Origin of the sequence: Chryseobacterium geocarposphaerae (assembly GCF_002797535.1) — a bacterium.
Lineage (GTDB): Bacteria > Bacteroidota > Bacteroidia > Flavobacteriales > Weeksellaceae > Chryseobacterium > Chryseobacterium geocarposphaerae.
In genome coordinates this window covers 1,629,990-1,647,190 of the sequence record NZ_PGFD01000001.1, presented here as the reverse complement: position 1 = coordinate 1,647,190, position 17,201 = coordinate 1,629,990, and the positions used below count along the sequence as shown (strand labels likewise).

The window sequence follows — 17,201 nt, the reverse complement described above, 5'->3', positions numbered from 1 at the left end:
AATGAATTACAAAACCCCTGGAGTCTATGTGGAGGAGAAGGAGACATTTCCGCCTTCCGTAGCGCAAGTTGAAACTGCTATTCCTGCTTTTATCGGGTATACAGAAGTAGGAGAGCAACACAAACCGACAAGAATTTCTTCTATGTTGGAGTACGAAGCTCTTTTTGGAAAAGCAAACCCTGAAGCTTTTGCTGTAGCTTTCAAAGATGGCGTTGCAACGGCAACACAAACCAAAGTCAGCGACTTCAAAATGTATTATGCTATGCAAATGTATTTTGCAAATGGAGGAGGTCCTTGTTATATTGTATCAGTAGGAGATTATACAGACCCTGTTCTGGTAGAATCTGCTACATCAGATAAAACTTTATTAAAAGGCTTGGAATTATTAAAGAAAGAAGACGAGCCTACTCTTATCGTTTTCCCTGATCTTCAAGGCTTAGTGCCGACTCTTGCCGACGTTACAGCTGCTCAGGCTGCTGCAGGTGTGGCAGAAGGTAATGAGAATATAGCAACTGTTGCTAAAGCAGCAGCCATATCTGTTGCTGAAGCTGTCGAAGGCGGAACTGTAGCAGAAGCCGTAGATGCTGCTGTTGCTAAAGTTGATGATTATCCTGTTACTGATGTTAATAATCTTACTGAGATTGCGGCTAATAAGGCGGCTCAGGCTGTTGCGGATGCTGCAGAGATTGCTGCTGCGGCTTCAAATGCTACTGTTGGTAGTGTTAAAAATGCTGTTCAGGCTGCCGCTGCTGTTTTTAATACCGTTTTTAATACGGCTACAAATAATGCCGAAGCTTCTGCTAATTATGCTTTAGATCTTGATGAAATTGATGAGGTTGATATTACTAAGGCTTACTCTGTCTATAACACTGCTTTGAATCAGGCAGAACTCATGAAAGACAGATTTGTCATCTTGGATGTTCTTGGAGATGATGAAGTTAATTTTAGAAGTAAAGTAATTGCTGCAGGCTTAAAATATGGTGCAGCTTATCATCCAAAATTAAAAACAGTTTTGAGTTATGATTTTAACGAGGCTGATGTTTTGGTTACAGGTGCATTCGGTATCTCAACTTTAGCAGGACTGAAATCAATCAGCTCTGACTTCTATAATCAGGCTAAAAGAGCAATCGAGTCTAAAAAAGTAGTATTGGCTCCATCATCAACAATGGCAGGAGTGTATGCTAAAGTAGACAGTACTTCCGGAGTATGGAAATCACCCGCTAACTTAGGACTTAATTTTGTAGAAGCACCAACAGAAAAAATTTCTAACAGACAACAAGATGCGCTTAATATAGATCCAATTGCTGGAAAATCAATTAACGCTATCAGATCATTCACAGGAAAAGGAAACTTGGTTTGGGGAGCAAGAACCTTGGACGGAAATAGCAATGAATGGAGATATATCTCCGTACGTCGTTTCTTCAACATGGTGGAAGAATCTGTGAAAAAAGCAACGGAGCGTTTCGTTTTTGAGCCGAATACAGCCAATACATGGATCCGTGTACAGACTATGATCGAGAATTTCCTGAACCAGCAGTGGCAGGACGGAGCATTGGCAGGAAGCAAGCCTGAAGAAGCTTACTATGTAAGTGTAGGTTTAAACAAAACCATGTCTGCACAGGATATCCTGGAAGGAAGAATGAACATCGAAATCGGTATGGCAGCAGTGCGTCCGGCTGAATTTATTGTGTTACGTTTTTCACACAAATTACAGGAAGCATAAAATAAATTAATAACAATAAATATACATACATTATGAGTACATATCCATTAGTAAAGTTTGCCTTTGAAGTAGATTGGGGCGGAACAAAAGTAGGATTTCAGGAAGTGAGTGGATTAAATGCCGAAGCTGCTTTAATTGAATACAGACACGGAGCAAGCCCTGATTTCAGCAAGATTAAAATGCCGGGATTGAAAACTTACAGCAACCTTACATTGAAGAGAGGGACTTTCAAAGGAGATAACGAATTTTTTGAATGGTTCCAGACAATTCAATTGAATACGGTAGAAAGAAGATCCATTACAATCTCTCTTTTGGATGAGAATGGAGAGCCTGCAGTAACCTGGAAAGTAAAAAATGCATTCGTTCTTAAAGTGAATTCAACAGATCTGAAAGCAGAAGGTAATGAAGTTGCAATTGAAACACTGGAAATTGCACACGAAGGATTAACTATCGAAAATAACTAATATTAACTTTAAATTAAAAAAAATGAATTACAAAACACCTGGAGTCTACGTAGAGGAAATTGCAAAATTCCCACCCTCTGTAGCACAAGTAGAAACGGCTATTCCTGCTTTTATTGGATATACAACACAAGGGCCAAAAAATGAACCGACAAGAATCTCTTCTATGTTAGAGTACGAAACAATTTTCGGAAAAGCAAAAGATGAAGGTGGAGAAATCTCTATTTCAATTGAGGATACTGTTGTCACTGCAACTTACGGAAATAAATTCGGTACTTTCAAAATGTACTATGCTATGCAAATGTATTTTGCAAACGGTGGCGGACCATGTTATATCGTTTCTGCAGGATTATACCCATCAGATGGAGTAGCGAAACAGCCTGATTTAAAAGCAAGTCTTGATACATTGGAAAAAGAAGACGAGCCAACTCTTATTATTTTCCCGGATGCTGAAGCTTTAGCTGCGGCAGATGCTTATCAATTGTATAATCTGGCTTTAGATCAGGCAGAAGATTTGAAAGACAGATTCGTTATTATGGATGTTCTTGGAGATGTTTCTACATTTAGAACTGCGGGTCCTAGTTCTGGACCAAGTGGTGAGCGTTTAAAATATGGAGCAGCTTATTACCCAAAATTAGAGACAGTTTTAAACTATGGCTTTGAAGATAAATCTGTTAAAATAGCTAGCTATAAAGAAAAAGATAATTCAGGAACTCTTGTAAATGTTACAATGCCTGTAAATCAAGATAATTTAGCATGGTTAAAAACAACAAACTCAGATTTCTACAACCAAGCTAAAAAATTAATTGAGTCTAAAAAATTAGTATTAGCCCCATCATCTGCAATGGCAGGAGTATATGCTAAAGTAGACAGTACTTCCGGAGTATTTAAAGCTCCAGCTAATGTTGGGCTTAATTATGTAGTAGCTCCTACCGTAAAAATTTCTCACGAAGACCAGGAAAGTCTTAACGTAGATCCAACTGCTGGAAAATCAATCAACGCGATCAGAACGTTCACAGGAAAAGGAACCTTGGTTTGGGGAGCAAGAACCTTAGACGGAAACAGCAATGAATGGAGATATATCTCCGTACGTCGTTTCTTCAACATGGTGGAAGAATCTGTGAAAAAAGCTACAGAACGTTTCGTTTTCGAGCCGAATACAGCCAATACATGGATCCGTGTACAGACTATGATCGAGAATTTCCTGAATCAGCAGTGGCAGGACGGAGCTTTGGCAGGAAGTAAGCCTGAAGAAGCGTATTACGTAAGTGTAGGTTTAAACAAAACCATGTCAGCTCAGGATATCCTGGAAGGAAAAATGAACATCGAAATCGGTATGGCAGCAGTACGTCCGGCTGAATTTATTGTCCTTCGTTTTTCACACAAATTACAGGAAGCATAAAATAAATTAATAACAATAAATATACATACATTATGAGTACATATCCATTAGTAAAGTTTGCCTTTGAAGTAGATTGGGGCGGAACAAAAGTAGGATTCCAGGAAGTATCGGGATTAAATGCGGAAGCTGCTTTGATTGAATACAGACACGGAGCAAGTCCTGATTTCAGCAAGATTAAAATGCCGGGATTGAAAACTTACAGCAACCTTACGTTAAAGAGAGGGACTTTCAAAGGAGATAATGAATTTTTTGAATGGTTTCAGACGATTCAGCTCAATACAGTAGAGAGAAGATCCATTACAATTTCTCTTTTGGATGAGAATGGAGAGCCTGCAGTAACCTGGAAAGTAAAAAATGCATTCGTTCTTAAAGTGAATTCAACAGATCTGAAAGCAGAAGGAAATGAAGTTGCCATTGAGACACTGGAAATTGCACACGAAGGATTAACTATCGAAAATAACTAATCATGGCTCTTTTATATCCTCCAACCAGTTTCTCTTTTATTGTTAATGGGATCTCGACAACAGAGGGTATTGACTCCAGATTTCAATCGATCTCCGGTTTATCAACAGAAATTCCAACTGAAGAATATGCCGAAGGAGGCGAAAACAGATTTACTCATCAGCTTCCTTTGAGACCAAAATATCCTAATTTAGTTCTTAAACGTGGATTGATCGTAAGTTCCGGATTGATCAGCTGGTGCAGAAATGCGATGGAAAACTTCGAGTTCGAACCAAGAGATCTGATCATTACCCTTTCAGGAGGTCTACAATCTACAGCACCTTTAATGGTTTGGAATGTAGTTGGAGCATATCCTGTAAAATGGGAAGTTTCAGAATTCAACGCAGAAGAAAGCAAACTTGCTATTGAAACCATAGAACTGAAATACAGATATTTCACAATACCCTCATCATTAGCAAGCTTAGGCTTGTAATTTCTAAATCTAATCTAAGCACGGGAAGTGTGTTAGTTTTCAGATAACATTCAGCAAAATTTTTCAGATAAATAACAAGAGATTGGTCTATAGTAAGACTGAACGCACTTTTCATGTGCTTAGATTTTTTAAAATAAATATGTTAAATCATTGGTTATTAGTGTTTTTGGATATTAATAATTGATAAAAAAACAAACGAAATGCCAATAGAAATAAAAGAGCTTCACATTAAAATAAATGTGGATGAAAAAGCAGCAGCAACAACAAATGCAACATCAGTTGATGAAGCAAAAATTATGCGGGCAATTAGTGAAAGTGTAGAACAAATGTCAAATATTGAAAAACGTAAAAAAGAAAGATAATGGGAGGAGAAATTATGAAAGTAAAAATAGATTCTTACGAGGATTCTAGTTATAAAAAAATAAAAACCAGAGGGGCTTTTAAAGCCCTTATTAATCCAACTGGGTTTTCTTTTACACGTAAAAACGATTTTAATAAGGAACAGGCAAGCGGAGCAAGTGATGGTGAACAAAAATTTGATAAGACTTCCGCTCCGTCTTTACAATTGGAATTTTTATTCGACGGTACAGGAGTAGTAAAAGATAACCCTGGTAATAAGCTTATAAATAAGATAAAAGAAGGTTTAGGAAAAAAAGATCCTTTCAGTAAAACATCTGTTACCCAGCAGTTGTATGACTTCTATGAAGCAACTGGACAATATGATGGTACAATTCATAAACCGTATAATGTCATCATTATTTGGGGAAAATTTGAATTTAAGGGAATCCTTAACGAATTTACAATAGATTATAAATTATTTAATAATGATGGGACTCCTTTAAGAGCTATCGGAAAAGCAAATTTCGGCGGATCAATTAGTAAAGAACTTGCCGCAAAAATTGCAAAAACAACTTCTCCAGACCTTACCCATAAAAGAACTGTACAAGACGGAGATACACTTCCTCTAATGACCGAAAGAATTTACGGAGATTCTAAATACTATCTGGAAGTCGCTAAAATAAATGGCCTTATCAATTTCAGACAGTTAAAACCCGGGAGCGAGCTCTACTTTCCACCTATAGAAAAAACATCATAAAATGAACAATAGCGGATACATACAAACAGCAAGGACTTCCGATTTAATAACTTTTAAGGTGATGTCCGGAGGTACCGAATTGCCTGGTAAATACGGAGTTAAAAGCATTGTTGTAGAAAAAGAAGTCAACAGAATCCCTTATGCTCGTATCGTTATTTTAGATGGAAGCGTACCAGAACAGGATTTCAAGCTAAGTAATGAAGAACTGTTAATACCCGGAAAAGAAATCGAAATTACAGCAGGATATCACTCTGAAGAAGAAACCATTTTTAAAGGAGTTGTTGTAAAACATAATATAAAAGTCAGAAGTGGCTCTTCTTACCTGATTATCGAATGCAAAGATAAAGCTGTAAAAATGACTTTAGGAAGAAAAAGCAAATATTTCTACGACAGCAAAGACAGTGATATCATTGAAGAATTGATTGGTAACAGCGGTGCCACTGCCGATGTTGAAGCGACTTCAAATTCACATAAAGAATTGGTTCAGTATCAAGCTTCTGATTGGGATTTTATGTTAACCAGAGCACAGGCAAACGGTAAATTATGTTTTGTTGAAGATGGAACGGTGAAAGTAGCGAAACCTGATTTTAGTGGAAAAGAAGTGGAAACCGTTGTTTACGGATCTTCTGTACATGAGTTTGATGGTGAAATTGACGCAAGAGATCAATTCAACAAAATTACAGCTAAAACCTGGAGCTATACCGATCAGGAACTGACAGAAGTGGAAGCTCAGGATCCGGCTATTAACCTGAACGGAAATCTTTCATCCGGAGATTTAGCGAAAGTTTTCGGAATTGAAGATCTTCAGCTTAAACACGGCGGAAATCTTACTCAAAACGAACTACAAGATTGGAGTGATGCTAAAGCAACTTTCCAACAATTAGCAAAAACACGAGGAAGGGTAAAATTCCAGGGAATTCCATCAGTAAAACCGGGAGTTTCATTAACGCTCCAGGGAGTAGGGAACCGATTTAACGGGAAAATATACGTTACAGGTGTCCGTCATGAAATAGCCGATGGAAACTGGTTGGTAGATGCTCAGTTTGGGCTTTCTCCAACATGGTTTTCAGAAACTTATGATATAAGCGAAATGCCGGGCTCAGGAATTATTCCTTCCATAAGCGGATTGCATATCGGTGTTGTATCACAGTTAGAATCGGATCCGGATGGGGAAGACAGAATTTTAGTACAAATACCCATTATTAATAACGAAGAAGAGGGAATTTGGGCAAGAGTAGCCACTCTTGATGCCGGAGAAAACAGAGGATCATTTTTCAGACCGGAAATCGGGGATGAGGTCATTATCGGTTTTATTAATGATGATCCTAATGATGCAGTGGTACTGGGAATGCTGAACAGCAGCACAAAACCCGCTCCGCTTGTAGCTTCTGATGAGAACAACGAAAAAGGATTTGTTACCCGAAGCGAAATGAAAATGATCTTTAATGACGACAAAATCTCTTACACCCTTGAAACACCAAAAGGAAAAAAAGTGATCCTGGATGAAGATGCAGACATCATTAAAATAGAAGATGAACATTCCAATATAATTACGCTTAATAAAGACGGCATTAGTATAGAAAGTGGGAAAGACATCAAGATGAAAGCAAAAGGCGATATCAAGATGGAAGGAACTAATATCAATATCAAAGCAAGTGCTCAGTTAAAAGCAGAGGGAAGCTCAGGTTCTGAACTTAAATCAGGTGCGGTGACTGTTGTAAAAGGATCTCAGGTAAAAATCAATTAATCATGAAACCGGCAGCAAGAATTACAGATATGCATACCTGTCCTATGGTGACAGGAAATGTTCCGCATGTAGGCGGACCCATTATCCCTGCAGGAGAACCTACCGTGCTTATCGGTGGAAAACCCGCAGCCAGAGTAGGAGATAAAGCAGTGTGTACAGGTCCCATAGATACTATTGCATCAGGTTCTTCAAGTGTTTTGATAGGCGGAAAACCTGCCGCAAGAATGGGGGATTCCACTGCTCATGGAGGCGTAATAAGCGCAGGTGAAACTACTGTTTTAATAGGCGGATAATAAGAGAAAGGTTTTATATGATAATAACGCCATTTAAATAAACATCAATAATAAAACGGTTAGAACAAACCAAACTCTATGCTACAGATGCAAGATGTTACAACTAAATATAATACAAAATAACGTATGAAAATAAATACAGATTTTTTAGGAATAGGCTGGAGCTTTCCGCCTGAGTTTAATGAAACTGAAGGAAAACTGGCAATGACCACCGATGTGGAAGACATCAATAATAGCCTTATTATTTTATTGTCAACACGTCCTGGGGAACGGGTAATGTTTCCGGACTATGGATGTGATTTGCAGGAAATGCTCTTTAAGCCGTTAGATTTAACGCTTATTACACAGATGAAAGGAATCATCGAACGTGCGATTTTATATCACGAACCTAGAATCAACATTTTAAGTATTGATATTGATACCCAGCAAGAACTTGAAGGCGAAGTGTTGATAAAAATTGACTACGAAGTAAGAAATACGAATACAAGAAGCAATATTGTTTTTCCTTTTTATAAAGAGGAAGCTACTGAAATTTACTGATTACGGGATGTCTGTAGCCATTTTGAATACTACCAACATTACAATAAGTATTGCATCTGACCATAGAAAGATAAATATAAACAAATGAAAAAAACAGATACATTTTCACATTATCGTGAAGGAAAATCACAAATGCAGCGCTTTTTAGCAGAATTAGATCCTGGCAATCTTGAATTACACGATTTCGATTTGTTTGATTGGCTATTATTTGCAAACAATTTTGCGAAGCGTGTAAAATATTTTGATAAAGATGATAATACAACACCAAAAGGAAACTGGGGAAACTTTTTCTTGGGTGATGATGATACTGATACTATACCACGTAGAGAGAGTGTTGAGTATAAAAGTATGAAAAAACAGGTTGCAGACCTTATTTCCCAGTTTGAACAAGACAGTAATTTAACGCCTCACCTCACTTTATTTGTTTGTTTTTTAAAATTATTGGATTTCTCAAAAAAAGCCTTCAATAATTTAACAAAAAGACATCTGGATTTCTATTATAACGAAATTCTTCAGATTGAAAAAAATGATGCCAAAGAAGACAAAGTCTATGTGATTTTTGAATTGGCCAAAAAAGCAATTCAGGAAAGAATACCAAGCGGTACATTGCTGGATGGTGATAAAGATGCGAACGGAAAAAAACGTATTTACAAAACAGGCGAAGAGCTTATCGCCAATCAGGCAAAAGTAGTCGAGCTCAAAAGTTTCTTAAACGACGTTGAAAAAGGAGAACTGAAAATGGCTCCGGTTGCCGACACAGCCGATGGTCTGGGTGATAAATTGCCGGAAGACAGCAACTATTGGTGGCCGTTTGGATATAATTCTGATGAAACAATTTCAGGTAAGTCTATTTATAAAGAGCTTCCAACAGCTAAACTGGGCTTTTCGGTGGCATCTTCATTATTTGAATTGAACGAAGGTGAACGAACAGTAACGCTTACCATAGACTTTAATAAAAATTCAGCACAGAAATTTCAGGGTTTATCAGCCGGAGATATTGAAAACAATATTAAAGTCCTGTGCAGCGGAGAAAAAGAATGGCTCTCCGGAATGCCCTTACGATGTATAAGAAAAAGCGCAGACCAGCTGGTGCTTTCTTTTACATTAACGAAAGAGGCTCCTGCCGTGGTAAAATACAATCAGGATGTTTTGTTACAAACTTTTCAGACGGATTTCCCTGTGGTAAGATTCATGATCGAAGGACCACAGTATTACGATATTTACGAAGCTCTTGCGGAAAAGTCGGTGAAAAATGTAGAAGTAGCTGTAGATGTAAAAGGTGTAAGATCTCTTCAGATCGAAAACGACAGCAGCTCACTAAATGCTGAAAAACCGTATTATCCGTTCACCGCACAACCGGTTAAAGGATCTAATTTTTACATCAAATATCCTGAAATGTTTTCCAAAAAATGGGAAAATGCAGCGATCATCATCAACTGGAAAAATACACCGGATTCAATAACCAATTTATACAGGGGGTATGTAATTCAGCCGAATCAAAACATCAGTGTAAAACAATTTGAATCGTTGGAAGGCCCGTCGGTTGTTCGTTCAGATGCTTATTTCACCGCAGATACAGCAATATTGGAAAAAGAGGTGTGGCGCGAGAAAGGCAATAATATTGAACTGTTCAGAAAAATGGAAAACGGTTATCAAACACAATTTTCCATTCTAAACACCAGTACGGATCCCGGAACGAGCGAGGCAATCAGATTGACGCTCAACCAGTCGGCATTACAGGATGTGTACCCTAAATTATACACATTGGCATTATCCAGCGATCCCGGTAAAAATAAACTTGTTCCGAACGAACCATATATTCCTTTCGCGGAAGATATCGAACTGAGCTACAGTGCACGAGAAATTGCATATTCTTATTTAGATAAAGATTCAAACGGAAAAGCTGCCAAAAGCAAAGGGGTACAGTTGTACCACGAAGACGTATTCGGGCAATATGAAAAAGAAACTGAAACGAAAAGCATTGTTCCCGTACATGAAAATGGAGGCGAATTGTACATTGGCCTCGAAGCGGTACCGCAAACTACCGTTTCCCTGCTGATCCAGATGCTGGAAGGAAGTGAAAACCCTTTAGTGGATACTTTCGATGAAAAAGAGTTCATCGAATGGCATATCCTGTCCGGCAATACATGGATCGACCTTTCACAAAGTATGCTGAAAAACGAAACGAGAAAGTTCTTGGAATCAGGTATTGTAAAGTTTAAAATTCCTAAAGATATCAATACCAGCCACACAAGATTCACCGATGGATTAGTCTGGATCAGGGCTAAATCAAGAAGGAGCTATGATGCCGTATGTAAAGTTCAGGGAATATATAGTCAGGCTGTTTTGGCAACATTCCAGAATCAGGATAATGATTTGTCCCACTTAAATAACGGATTAGAAGCGAATACCATCAAGAAGCTTATTACCAGAGTACCTCAGGTAAAATCGGTTAACCAGCCTTATAATTCATTCGATGGTAAATACAAGGAAGCAGATGCGGAGTTTTACAGACGTGTAAGTGAACGGCTGAGACATAAACACAGAGCAATTACGCAATGGGATTATGAAAGTTTAGTATTGCAGGAATTCCCGGAAGTTTTTAAGGTAAAATGCTTAAACCATACTTCTGAAACTTCATATATGGCTCCCGGCCATGTTACCCTGATGGTAGTACCGAACATTAAAAATAAAAATGCTTTTGATATCTACCAGCCAAGAGTGAGTAGAGCCAGTCTGAACAGAATTCAAAATTATGTAAATGAATTAAATACGATGCATGTTACTGCTCAGGTAATCAATCCTAATTATAAAGAAGCCAAAATAGAAGCAAGGGTTAAATTCTTCGAACAATACGATGAAACGTTCTATATCAGACAATTGGATGAAGATATTAAAAAATATATCTCTCCCTGGGCTTTTACAGACTCAAAGGACATTGATTTTAATGTAGAATTAAATGTCAATCAGTTGGTAAGCTACCTGGAGCAGCTGTACTATGTGGATTATATCGATGAGATCAAAATACTGGTGAATAATGTTTTGCAAAGACAATCTCTGATCGAAGTGGATCCGAAATCTATCCTGGTATCTGCTAAACAGCATAATATTACGATTACAGATCAGGTATGTATTTAATAATAAAAAGAAGAGAACATAATTATGTCAGAAAATAAGCACATTAGTATATCAAAAAATATAGAAACCGGAGATCAGACCGATTTTCATTTTCTACGCAGAACAGGTATTGAATACATAGAAGAACTGGGAGGAAAACTTTGGACAGATTATAACTCCCACGATCCCGGTATTACCACTTTAGAAGTGTTGAGCTATGCCATAACAGATCTTGGGATGAGAATGAATCTGAATATGGAAGATATCTTAGCATCCGAAGATGTAAACAAAGATATTCATACGCAGTTTCTAAAAGCTACAGAAATTTTGCCTTCCAGACCTCTTAACGAGCTTGATTACAGAAAACTATTTATAGATATCAGTTCAGTAGCGGGTCATAAAAGACCCATCCGCAACTGTTGGCTGGTCCCTAAAAATGAAACATTGTATGTGGATTGTAAAACAGGGCAGATAGACTTCGAGCCTATTGGGGAAAAGACACAGTACTTCAATATAAAAGGGCTATATGATCTGTATGTGGATTATGCTGAAGATATTGATCAAGTAGGTACAGGATGCGAAAAATCTAATATCAAAACTCAGATATTAGATCGCTATCACGCCAATAGAAGTCTTTGCGAAGATTTAGCCGAAATTAAAGAAGTTGAAACCCAAAAAGTCGCTGTATGTGCCCGTATCGGACTGGTAAACAAAGCTGATGAAGAGCTGGTACATGCCAAAGTAATACGAACAATCAACAATTACTTATCTCCGGAAGTTCATTTTTATTCATTAAAACAAATGCTGGAAAAAGGGCTGACTACGGATCAGATTTTTGAAGGACCGCTTTTGGATAATGGTTTTATTGATACTGAAGAACTTAAAAACAGCCAGTTGAGAAGAGAAGTCCGTGTTTCCGATATCATCAGTGAAATTATGAAAATTGATGGGGTTAAAGAAATCCATGAAATCTCTATTGCAGGCTGTGATAATGTGATCAAGCAGACCAACGATTGGCTGATCTGTATTGAAAAAGGCAGAAAACCGGAATTGTGTGAGCTAAGTTCATTCAGCTACAGTAAAGGTTCTCTTCCTTTAAATATCAATGACAAAAAAGTTCAGGATTATTTAGAAACTCTTAAAAGAGAAGAAGAAGTACTGAGAGATAATGCCAGATTAAATAAAGAATTGGCTTTACCACAGGGAACATCCTATGATATTGCCAGCTATGCTACTATTTTAAATGAATTTCCGGATACTTACGGAGTAGGAATATCAGGGATTATAGGGAATAAGACTCCCGAAAGAGAAGCTTTGGCAAAGCAGCTAAAAGGATATTTATTGTTTTTTGATCAGATACTTGCCGGTTACTTCAAACATCTTGAAAAAGTGAAAGAAGTATTGAGTATTAATGGTGGTTTAAAAAGAACATTCTTTACACAGGCTCTTAAAAATATTAAAGGTTTTGATGAATTGGTTCCTAACTATCCTGAAAATGATGATGAACTTACAGATTCCCTGTATGAGGAGCTGGATAATAGTGTAGAACGCCGAAATGAAGTTTTGGATCATTTGATTTCCCGTTTTGCTGAAACATTCAGTGACTATACTTTCTTAATGAAATCATTATACGGAAAATCTACCGATGAAATTGTACTGAGCAACAAAGAAAAATTCCTGAGTGAATACAAATCATTAAGTAAAGACCGCGGATTAGGCTATAATTATATCCTGTTTGCAGATTCAGATCTTTGGAATACAGATAATATTTCCGGGGTACAGAAAAGAATAGCCCGTTTGTTGGGAATTAAAAATTATCAGCAAAGGAGCTTATCCCAATCACCAGTTTCGATTATCAAAACAGAAAATAGTGAAGGGAAGGCAAGCTATACCTGGAAAATAAAAGATGCAGAGAGCAATATTATCTTATCATCTGTCAATACTTATCAGATTGAGTATGCTGCAACCAAGAATCTTAATGAAGCAATTTATCAAACGATTCAGATCGATCAGGAAGATCTGGAAAATGCATTGAAGAAATTGGATGAAGATGATCCAGATACCATAGAAAAACTAAAAAACTGCCAGGATGATTACTGTCTGATTGGAAATATTAAAATCCGTGTTTCGGCAGGAGGTAACTACTATTTTGAAATTGTAGATGATACCGTTGAGAAAAATGTGATTGCCACTCATAAAATGACCAATCCTTATTCCACGCTGCAAGAGTTGAAAGATGGAATCAGGGAGATTGTAAGATATTTTAAATATGACTTTACCGAAGAGGGAATTTTTCTTGTCGAGCATTTATTGCTTAAACCAACGGCTAAAGATTATAAAATCGTGGGTGGCATTGGTTGTATGTCGATAGAAGAAACCTTCAAAGTGATGTACGATATTGAAACCGAAGATTCAGCAACGGAATCGGTGGAATATTCGGAAGCGTTCATGTCTTCGTGTGAAGAAGACTGCGAAACAGATGTTTTCGATCCTTATTCCTATCGAGTAAGTGTAGTACTTCCGGGTTTTGCTTATCGTTTTCAGGATCCTGATTTTAGACGCTATGCAGAAACAGTTATCAGACAAGAAATTCCGGCCCATGTTCTGGCAAAAATTTGCTGGGTAGGAGATCGGCTGAGCGAAAAAGAAGCGGCTCAGAATGACCTTGCGGAATTTGAAGTTGCCTTTAAAAAATACCTTTCAGATAAGTCGAAAAACAATACTGCTAATCTTGGAAACAGCATTCATGATTTATTGATTGCTCTTACCAATCTGAACAATATTTACCGACCGGGAAGACTTTTGGACTGTGCAATGGAAGATGATGACGATTTAGACGGAAAAATCATATTAGGACAATCAAACATATAAAAATTGACAAACAATGAATACTAAATTAGATAATGTAACAACCCAATATAGGAAGTTCAACGAAAATCAGGTACTAACCGAGGGGCAACTCAATGAATTTATCGATTATTTCGAGGATCAGGACAGGCTGTCACGAACACGATTGAGTGGTGTAGGAGTGGTATGTGGTTTTAAATCAGAATACACGAATCTGCTGTTGCCGACTGAAATTGATATGGTGGGAAAAGCAGGATTAGATGATCCTTTCCTTCAGACTATTCTAATTGCACAGGGAGCCGGAGTTACTACAGACGGAGATCTGATAACGCTGCGTAAAAAAGGAGCGAATGCATCAGAAGTTTTAATCGACTTCAGCGATGTAAGATATAAATACTATAGAGATTATACGGATGTCGTCAGATATGAGCATTTCCGTATTGGCGGTCAGCAAATACCTCTTATAGAGCTGATCACTGAAGAAGAATATAGCGAGCTGATAGCAGGAGGCGCTAATGCAGCAGATTTTAAGCTATTCGGAACCATTCAGAATATATATGATAAAATTATTATTCTGTATTTGGAAAGCTATTCCAATGAAGAGACACCATGTCAGGACGCTGACTGTGACAATACGGGAGCAGAGCAGGTATCCAATCTTAGAGTGCTTCTGGCGGATTCGCAGTCTGTGGTTGATCTTATGGATAAAGGTGATGCAAAAGATACCCTTTATAAACTTCACAATACTTACGAAGAACTTTTTGATCACTTACCTAAAATAGAAGCTAAAAGAGTTATTTTAGATCCGAGCATTACAAAAGCATCCGATTTAAAATCAAGATTTCAAAATGCTATTGGAACTGTTACGGATCTGACTGATGGTTTTGGTGCCATTGCGAAAACTTTTAATATAAGTGTTAATTTAGGAGGTGAATCATTGTTTAGCAAATTGAATTCTTTAATGTATCCTAAAACGGCAGGGGTATTAGATGAATATCAATACAGATATGACTTGCTGAAAGATTTAATCGATACATACAACGAAATAAAAGAATTGATATTGCATCTGGATGTTGATTGCTGCCCGAGTATAGCATCATTCCCTAAGCATCTCATGTTAGGTCCTGTCGGTGCAAGGTTGGAATTAGGAGATCATACTCCTTTCCGTCACAGTTTTTATAATTCACCTGTAACTACAAATGATGATGAGAACTACGAAAGAGTTATAATGCTTTCCAATCGTTTTGTACAGAAAATTAATGGATTTCAATCATTCATAGGGCCTGTTAAAATTATTCCTTCTAATCTATATGTAAGATTGGGGAATAAAGCAATACCGTATTATTATCGTGTTGATAAGCCACTATTGGTTCAGTGGAATTATGAAAAAACAAAAACTGATAGAGAAGCCTATAATTTAAGTTATCATACAGCCAATTTAGCGGGAGACGACTTTGTTCAGAATCCGTTGAATTATAATATTGATGACAATGATTTCTATAGAATTGAGGGGCATCTCGGGTTGCCATATAAAACAGCATTACAAAACATCAACGATCTTAAAACAAAATATGGATTGGCTTTTGATGTTATTGCATTGGTATTGCAAAAAGGGGAAAAACCTGGTGAAGAAGTGCCGGTGAAAGAAAAAACAGTATCAATAGAAGATCTTAGAAAGCAATTGCTATCCATTTCCAGTGATATTAGTAATCAGAAAATTAGTTCACAAAGTTTACTAAACATCTCCAAGTTAGACGATAAATTAAGATTGCTGAATCAGGTTGAATTCGCAAAAGAAACATCATCCGAAAGTGTTACCGTTGTAAGACAGGATCCTAAAAAAGACGATGTTGTAAGTGAGCTTTTAAGCGAATTTTTAGAGAGAAAGTCAGGTTTAGAGCATGTGGCTGGTGTAGAGCCGGGGGGAACTTTTGTTTTAATTTATGAATCAGAAACAAACAATCAGGTTTTAGCCGATTTCTCATTGCCTTACTTGTGCTGTTCTAAAAAAGATCCTGTATTCCTGGCACTACCGGAAAGCAAATTATGTCAAAACGATGCTCCGATGGCTATTACGACTGTTCCGTTAGATGGTCAGGTGAAAGCTTTTGTAAATGGTACTCAGATACCGGCAATTACACAATCCGGAGGTCAGAGCTTCTTAGATCCTTCTCTGGTGAATGCAGCGTATTTCGGACAGACCATTACTTTCACGGTTAATGATGATGAGGTTGAGGCACAATTGGTTGTCTACGAACAACCAAACGTATCTGTAACTGCAGGAAATATAAGCTACGGAGTAGATACGTCAGATCCGGATGCTACGGTAGATTTCCATGTGAGTGTTCCTAGTGGCAGTACAGGACTTACTTATGTATTTAACTTTGGGGACGGAACAGCACCGTTATCTTTAAGTGCTTTACCAGGTAATGGAATTGTTCAGCATAAATACAATCTTGTTGCAGGGCAGGAGGATGTATTCAATCCAACGCTTACTGTAACTAACGGAAATGGCTGTAGTAAAACAGTTGCTGTAGCTCCATTAAAATTAAAAGGGCAAATGACGGTTGTGTGTTTAAATGGAATGAAGGTGGTGATTCTTTATAGAGATGGTATAGATCCGGGACACACTTGTAATGATGCTAGTTTTAATTTAAAAGGAAACGGTATTTTAATTCAGGGTGCAACTCCTTACAATGATCCAAGAGGAATTATCAAAGGGAATATCCATTTAAGTAATACGTTGGGAAGCCAAGATGCAAAAAATTATTATCCTACAAATGCAACAAGTGGGTTTAGCAGACAAAATACAATTGTTATAACACAGGCGGAAGCACAGCAAATCGCGTTGCTATCACCAGATGGTTTTGTGAAGTTCTCTCTTGAATGTGCATTAGATTATTGTCATACAGGTGTTGCCTTTACTCAGATTTTCCTGGCAAATGCTACAACACCTATTTACTCAGGTTATCCGAATGGTAACTTCTTAGAAATAAATCCTTGTACGGGAGTAACAAGATAAGAAATTCTGAAAAGGAGTA

13 protein-coding genes are annotated in these 17,201 nt (G+C 37.5%); all 13 read left to right on the top strand.

Annotated elements, in window-relative coordinates; all coding sequences use genetic code 11:
* The first annotated feature begins 1 nt into the window (after position 1).
* The 13 genes from CLV73_RS19115 (at position 2) to CLV73_RS07225 (ending at position 17,182) form a co-directional block, all read left to right on the top strand.
* Positions 2–1,723 carry a phage tail sheath family protein gene (locus CLV73_RS19115; protein WP_100376179.1) on the top strand — a complete coding sequence of 574 codons (1,722 nt, stop codon included), beginning with the start codon at positions 2–4 and terminating at the stop codon, positions 1,721–1,723.
* 32 nt (positions 1,724–1,755) lie between these two features.
* Positions 1,756–2,187, top strand: coding sequence for a phage tail protein (locus CLV73_RS07275; RefSeq protein WP_100376177.1), 432 nt, complete (start codon positions 1,756–1,758; stop codon positions 2,185–2,187).
* Positions 2,188–2,209: 22 nt separating this feature from the next.
* On the top strand, positions 2,210–3,586 hold the full coding sequence (locus CLV73_RS07270; protein ID WP_100376178.1) for a phage tail sheath family protein: 1,377 nt from the start codon (positions 2,210–2,212) through the stop codon (positions 3,584–3,586).
* A 32-nt stretch (positions 3,587–3,618) separates the two neighbouring features.
* Complete coding sequence (locus CLV73_RS07265; protein WP_100376177.1) at positions 3,619–4,050, top strand: phage tail protein; 432 nt, start codon at positions 3,619–3,621, stop codon at positions 4,048–4,050.
* A gap of 2 nt (positions 4,051–4,052) precedes the next feature.
* Positions 4,053–4,520: a phage tail protein gene (locus CLV73_RS07260; protein WP_100376176.1), complete on the top strand. Its 468-nt coding sequence runs from the start codon at positions 4,053–4,055 to the stop codon at positions 4,518–4,520.
* A 200-nt stretch (positions 4,521–4,720) separates the two neighbouring features.
* Positions 4,721–4,882 carry a DUF5908 family protein gene (locus tag CLV73_RS18995; protein ID WP_169925741.1) on the top strand — a complete coding sequence of 54 codons (162 nt, stop codon included), beginning with the start codon at positions 4,721–4,723 and terminating at the stop codon, positions 4,880–4,882.
* Positions 4,882–5,616: a CIS tube protein gene (locus tag CLV73_RS07255; protein WP_100376175.1), complete on the top strand. Its 735-nt coding sequence runs from the start codon at positions 4,882–4,884 to the stop codon at positions 5,614–5,616. The genes CLV73_RS18995 and CLV73_RS07255 overlap by 1 nt, the downstream gene beginning before the upstream one ends.
* 1 nt (position 5,617) lies before the next feature.
* On the top strand, positions 5,618–7,363 hold the full coding sequence (gene vgrG / locus CLV73_RS07250) for a type VI secretion system tip protein VgrG (protein ID WP_100376174.1): 1,746 nt from the start codon (positions 5,618–5,620) through the stop codon (positions 7,361–7,363).
* A 2-nt stretch (positions 7,364–7,365) separates the two neighbouring features.
* Positions 7,366–7,656, top strand: coding sequence for a PAAR domain-containing protein (locus tag CLV73_RS07245; protein WP_228424277.1), 291 nt, complete (start codon positions 7,366–7,368; stop codon positions 7,654–7,656).
* A 126-nt stretch (positions 7,657–7,782) separates the two neighbouring features.
* A complete protein-coding gene (locus CLV73_RS07240; RefSeq protein WP_100376172.1) occupies positions 7,783–8,196 on the top strand; it encodes a GPW/gp25 family protein in 414 nt (137 codons plus the stop codon).
* 84 nt (positions 8,197–8,280) lie between these two features.
* The gene (locus CLV73_RS07235; RefSeq protein WP_100376171.1) at positions 8,281–11,334 is read left to right on the top strand and encodes a baseplate J/gp47 family protein; all 3,054 of its coding nucleotides are present in this window, start codon (positions 8,281–8,283) and stop codon (positions 11,332–11,334) included.
* A gap of 24 nt (positions 11,335–11,358) precedes the next feature.
* Positions 11,359–14,184: a hypothetical protein gene (locus CLV73_RS07230; RefSeq protein WP_100376170.1), complete on the top strand. Its 2,826-nt coding sequence runs from the start codon at positions 11,359–11,361 to the stop codon at positions 14,182–14,184.
* A 13-nt stretch (positions 14,185–14,197) separates the two neighbouring features.
* Entirely contained in the window at positions 14,198–17,182 is a 2,985-nt protein-coding gene (locus CLV73_RS07225; protein WP_100376169.1) for a PKD domain-containing protein, read from the top strand.
* The last annotated feature ends 19 nt before the right edge of the window (positions 17,183–17,201 follow it).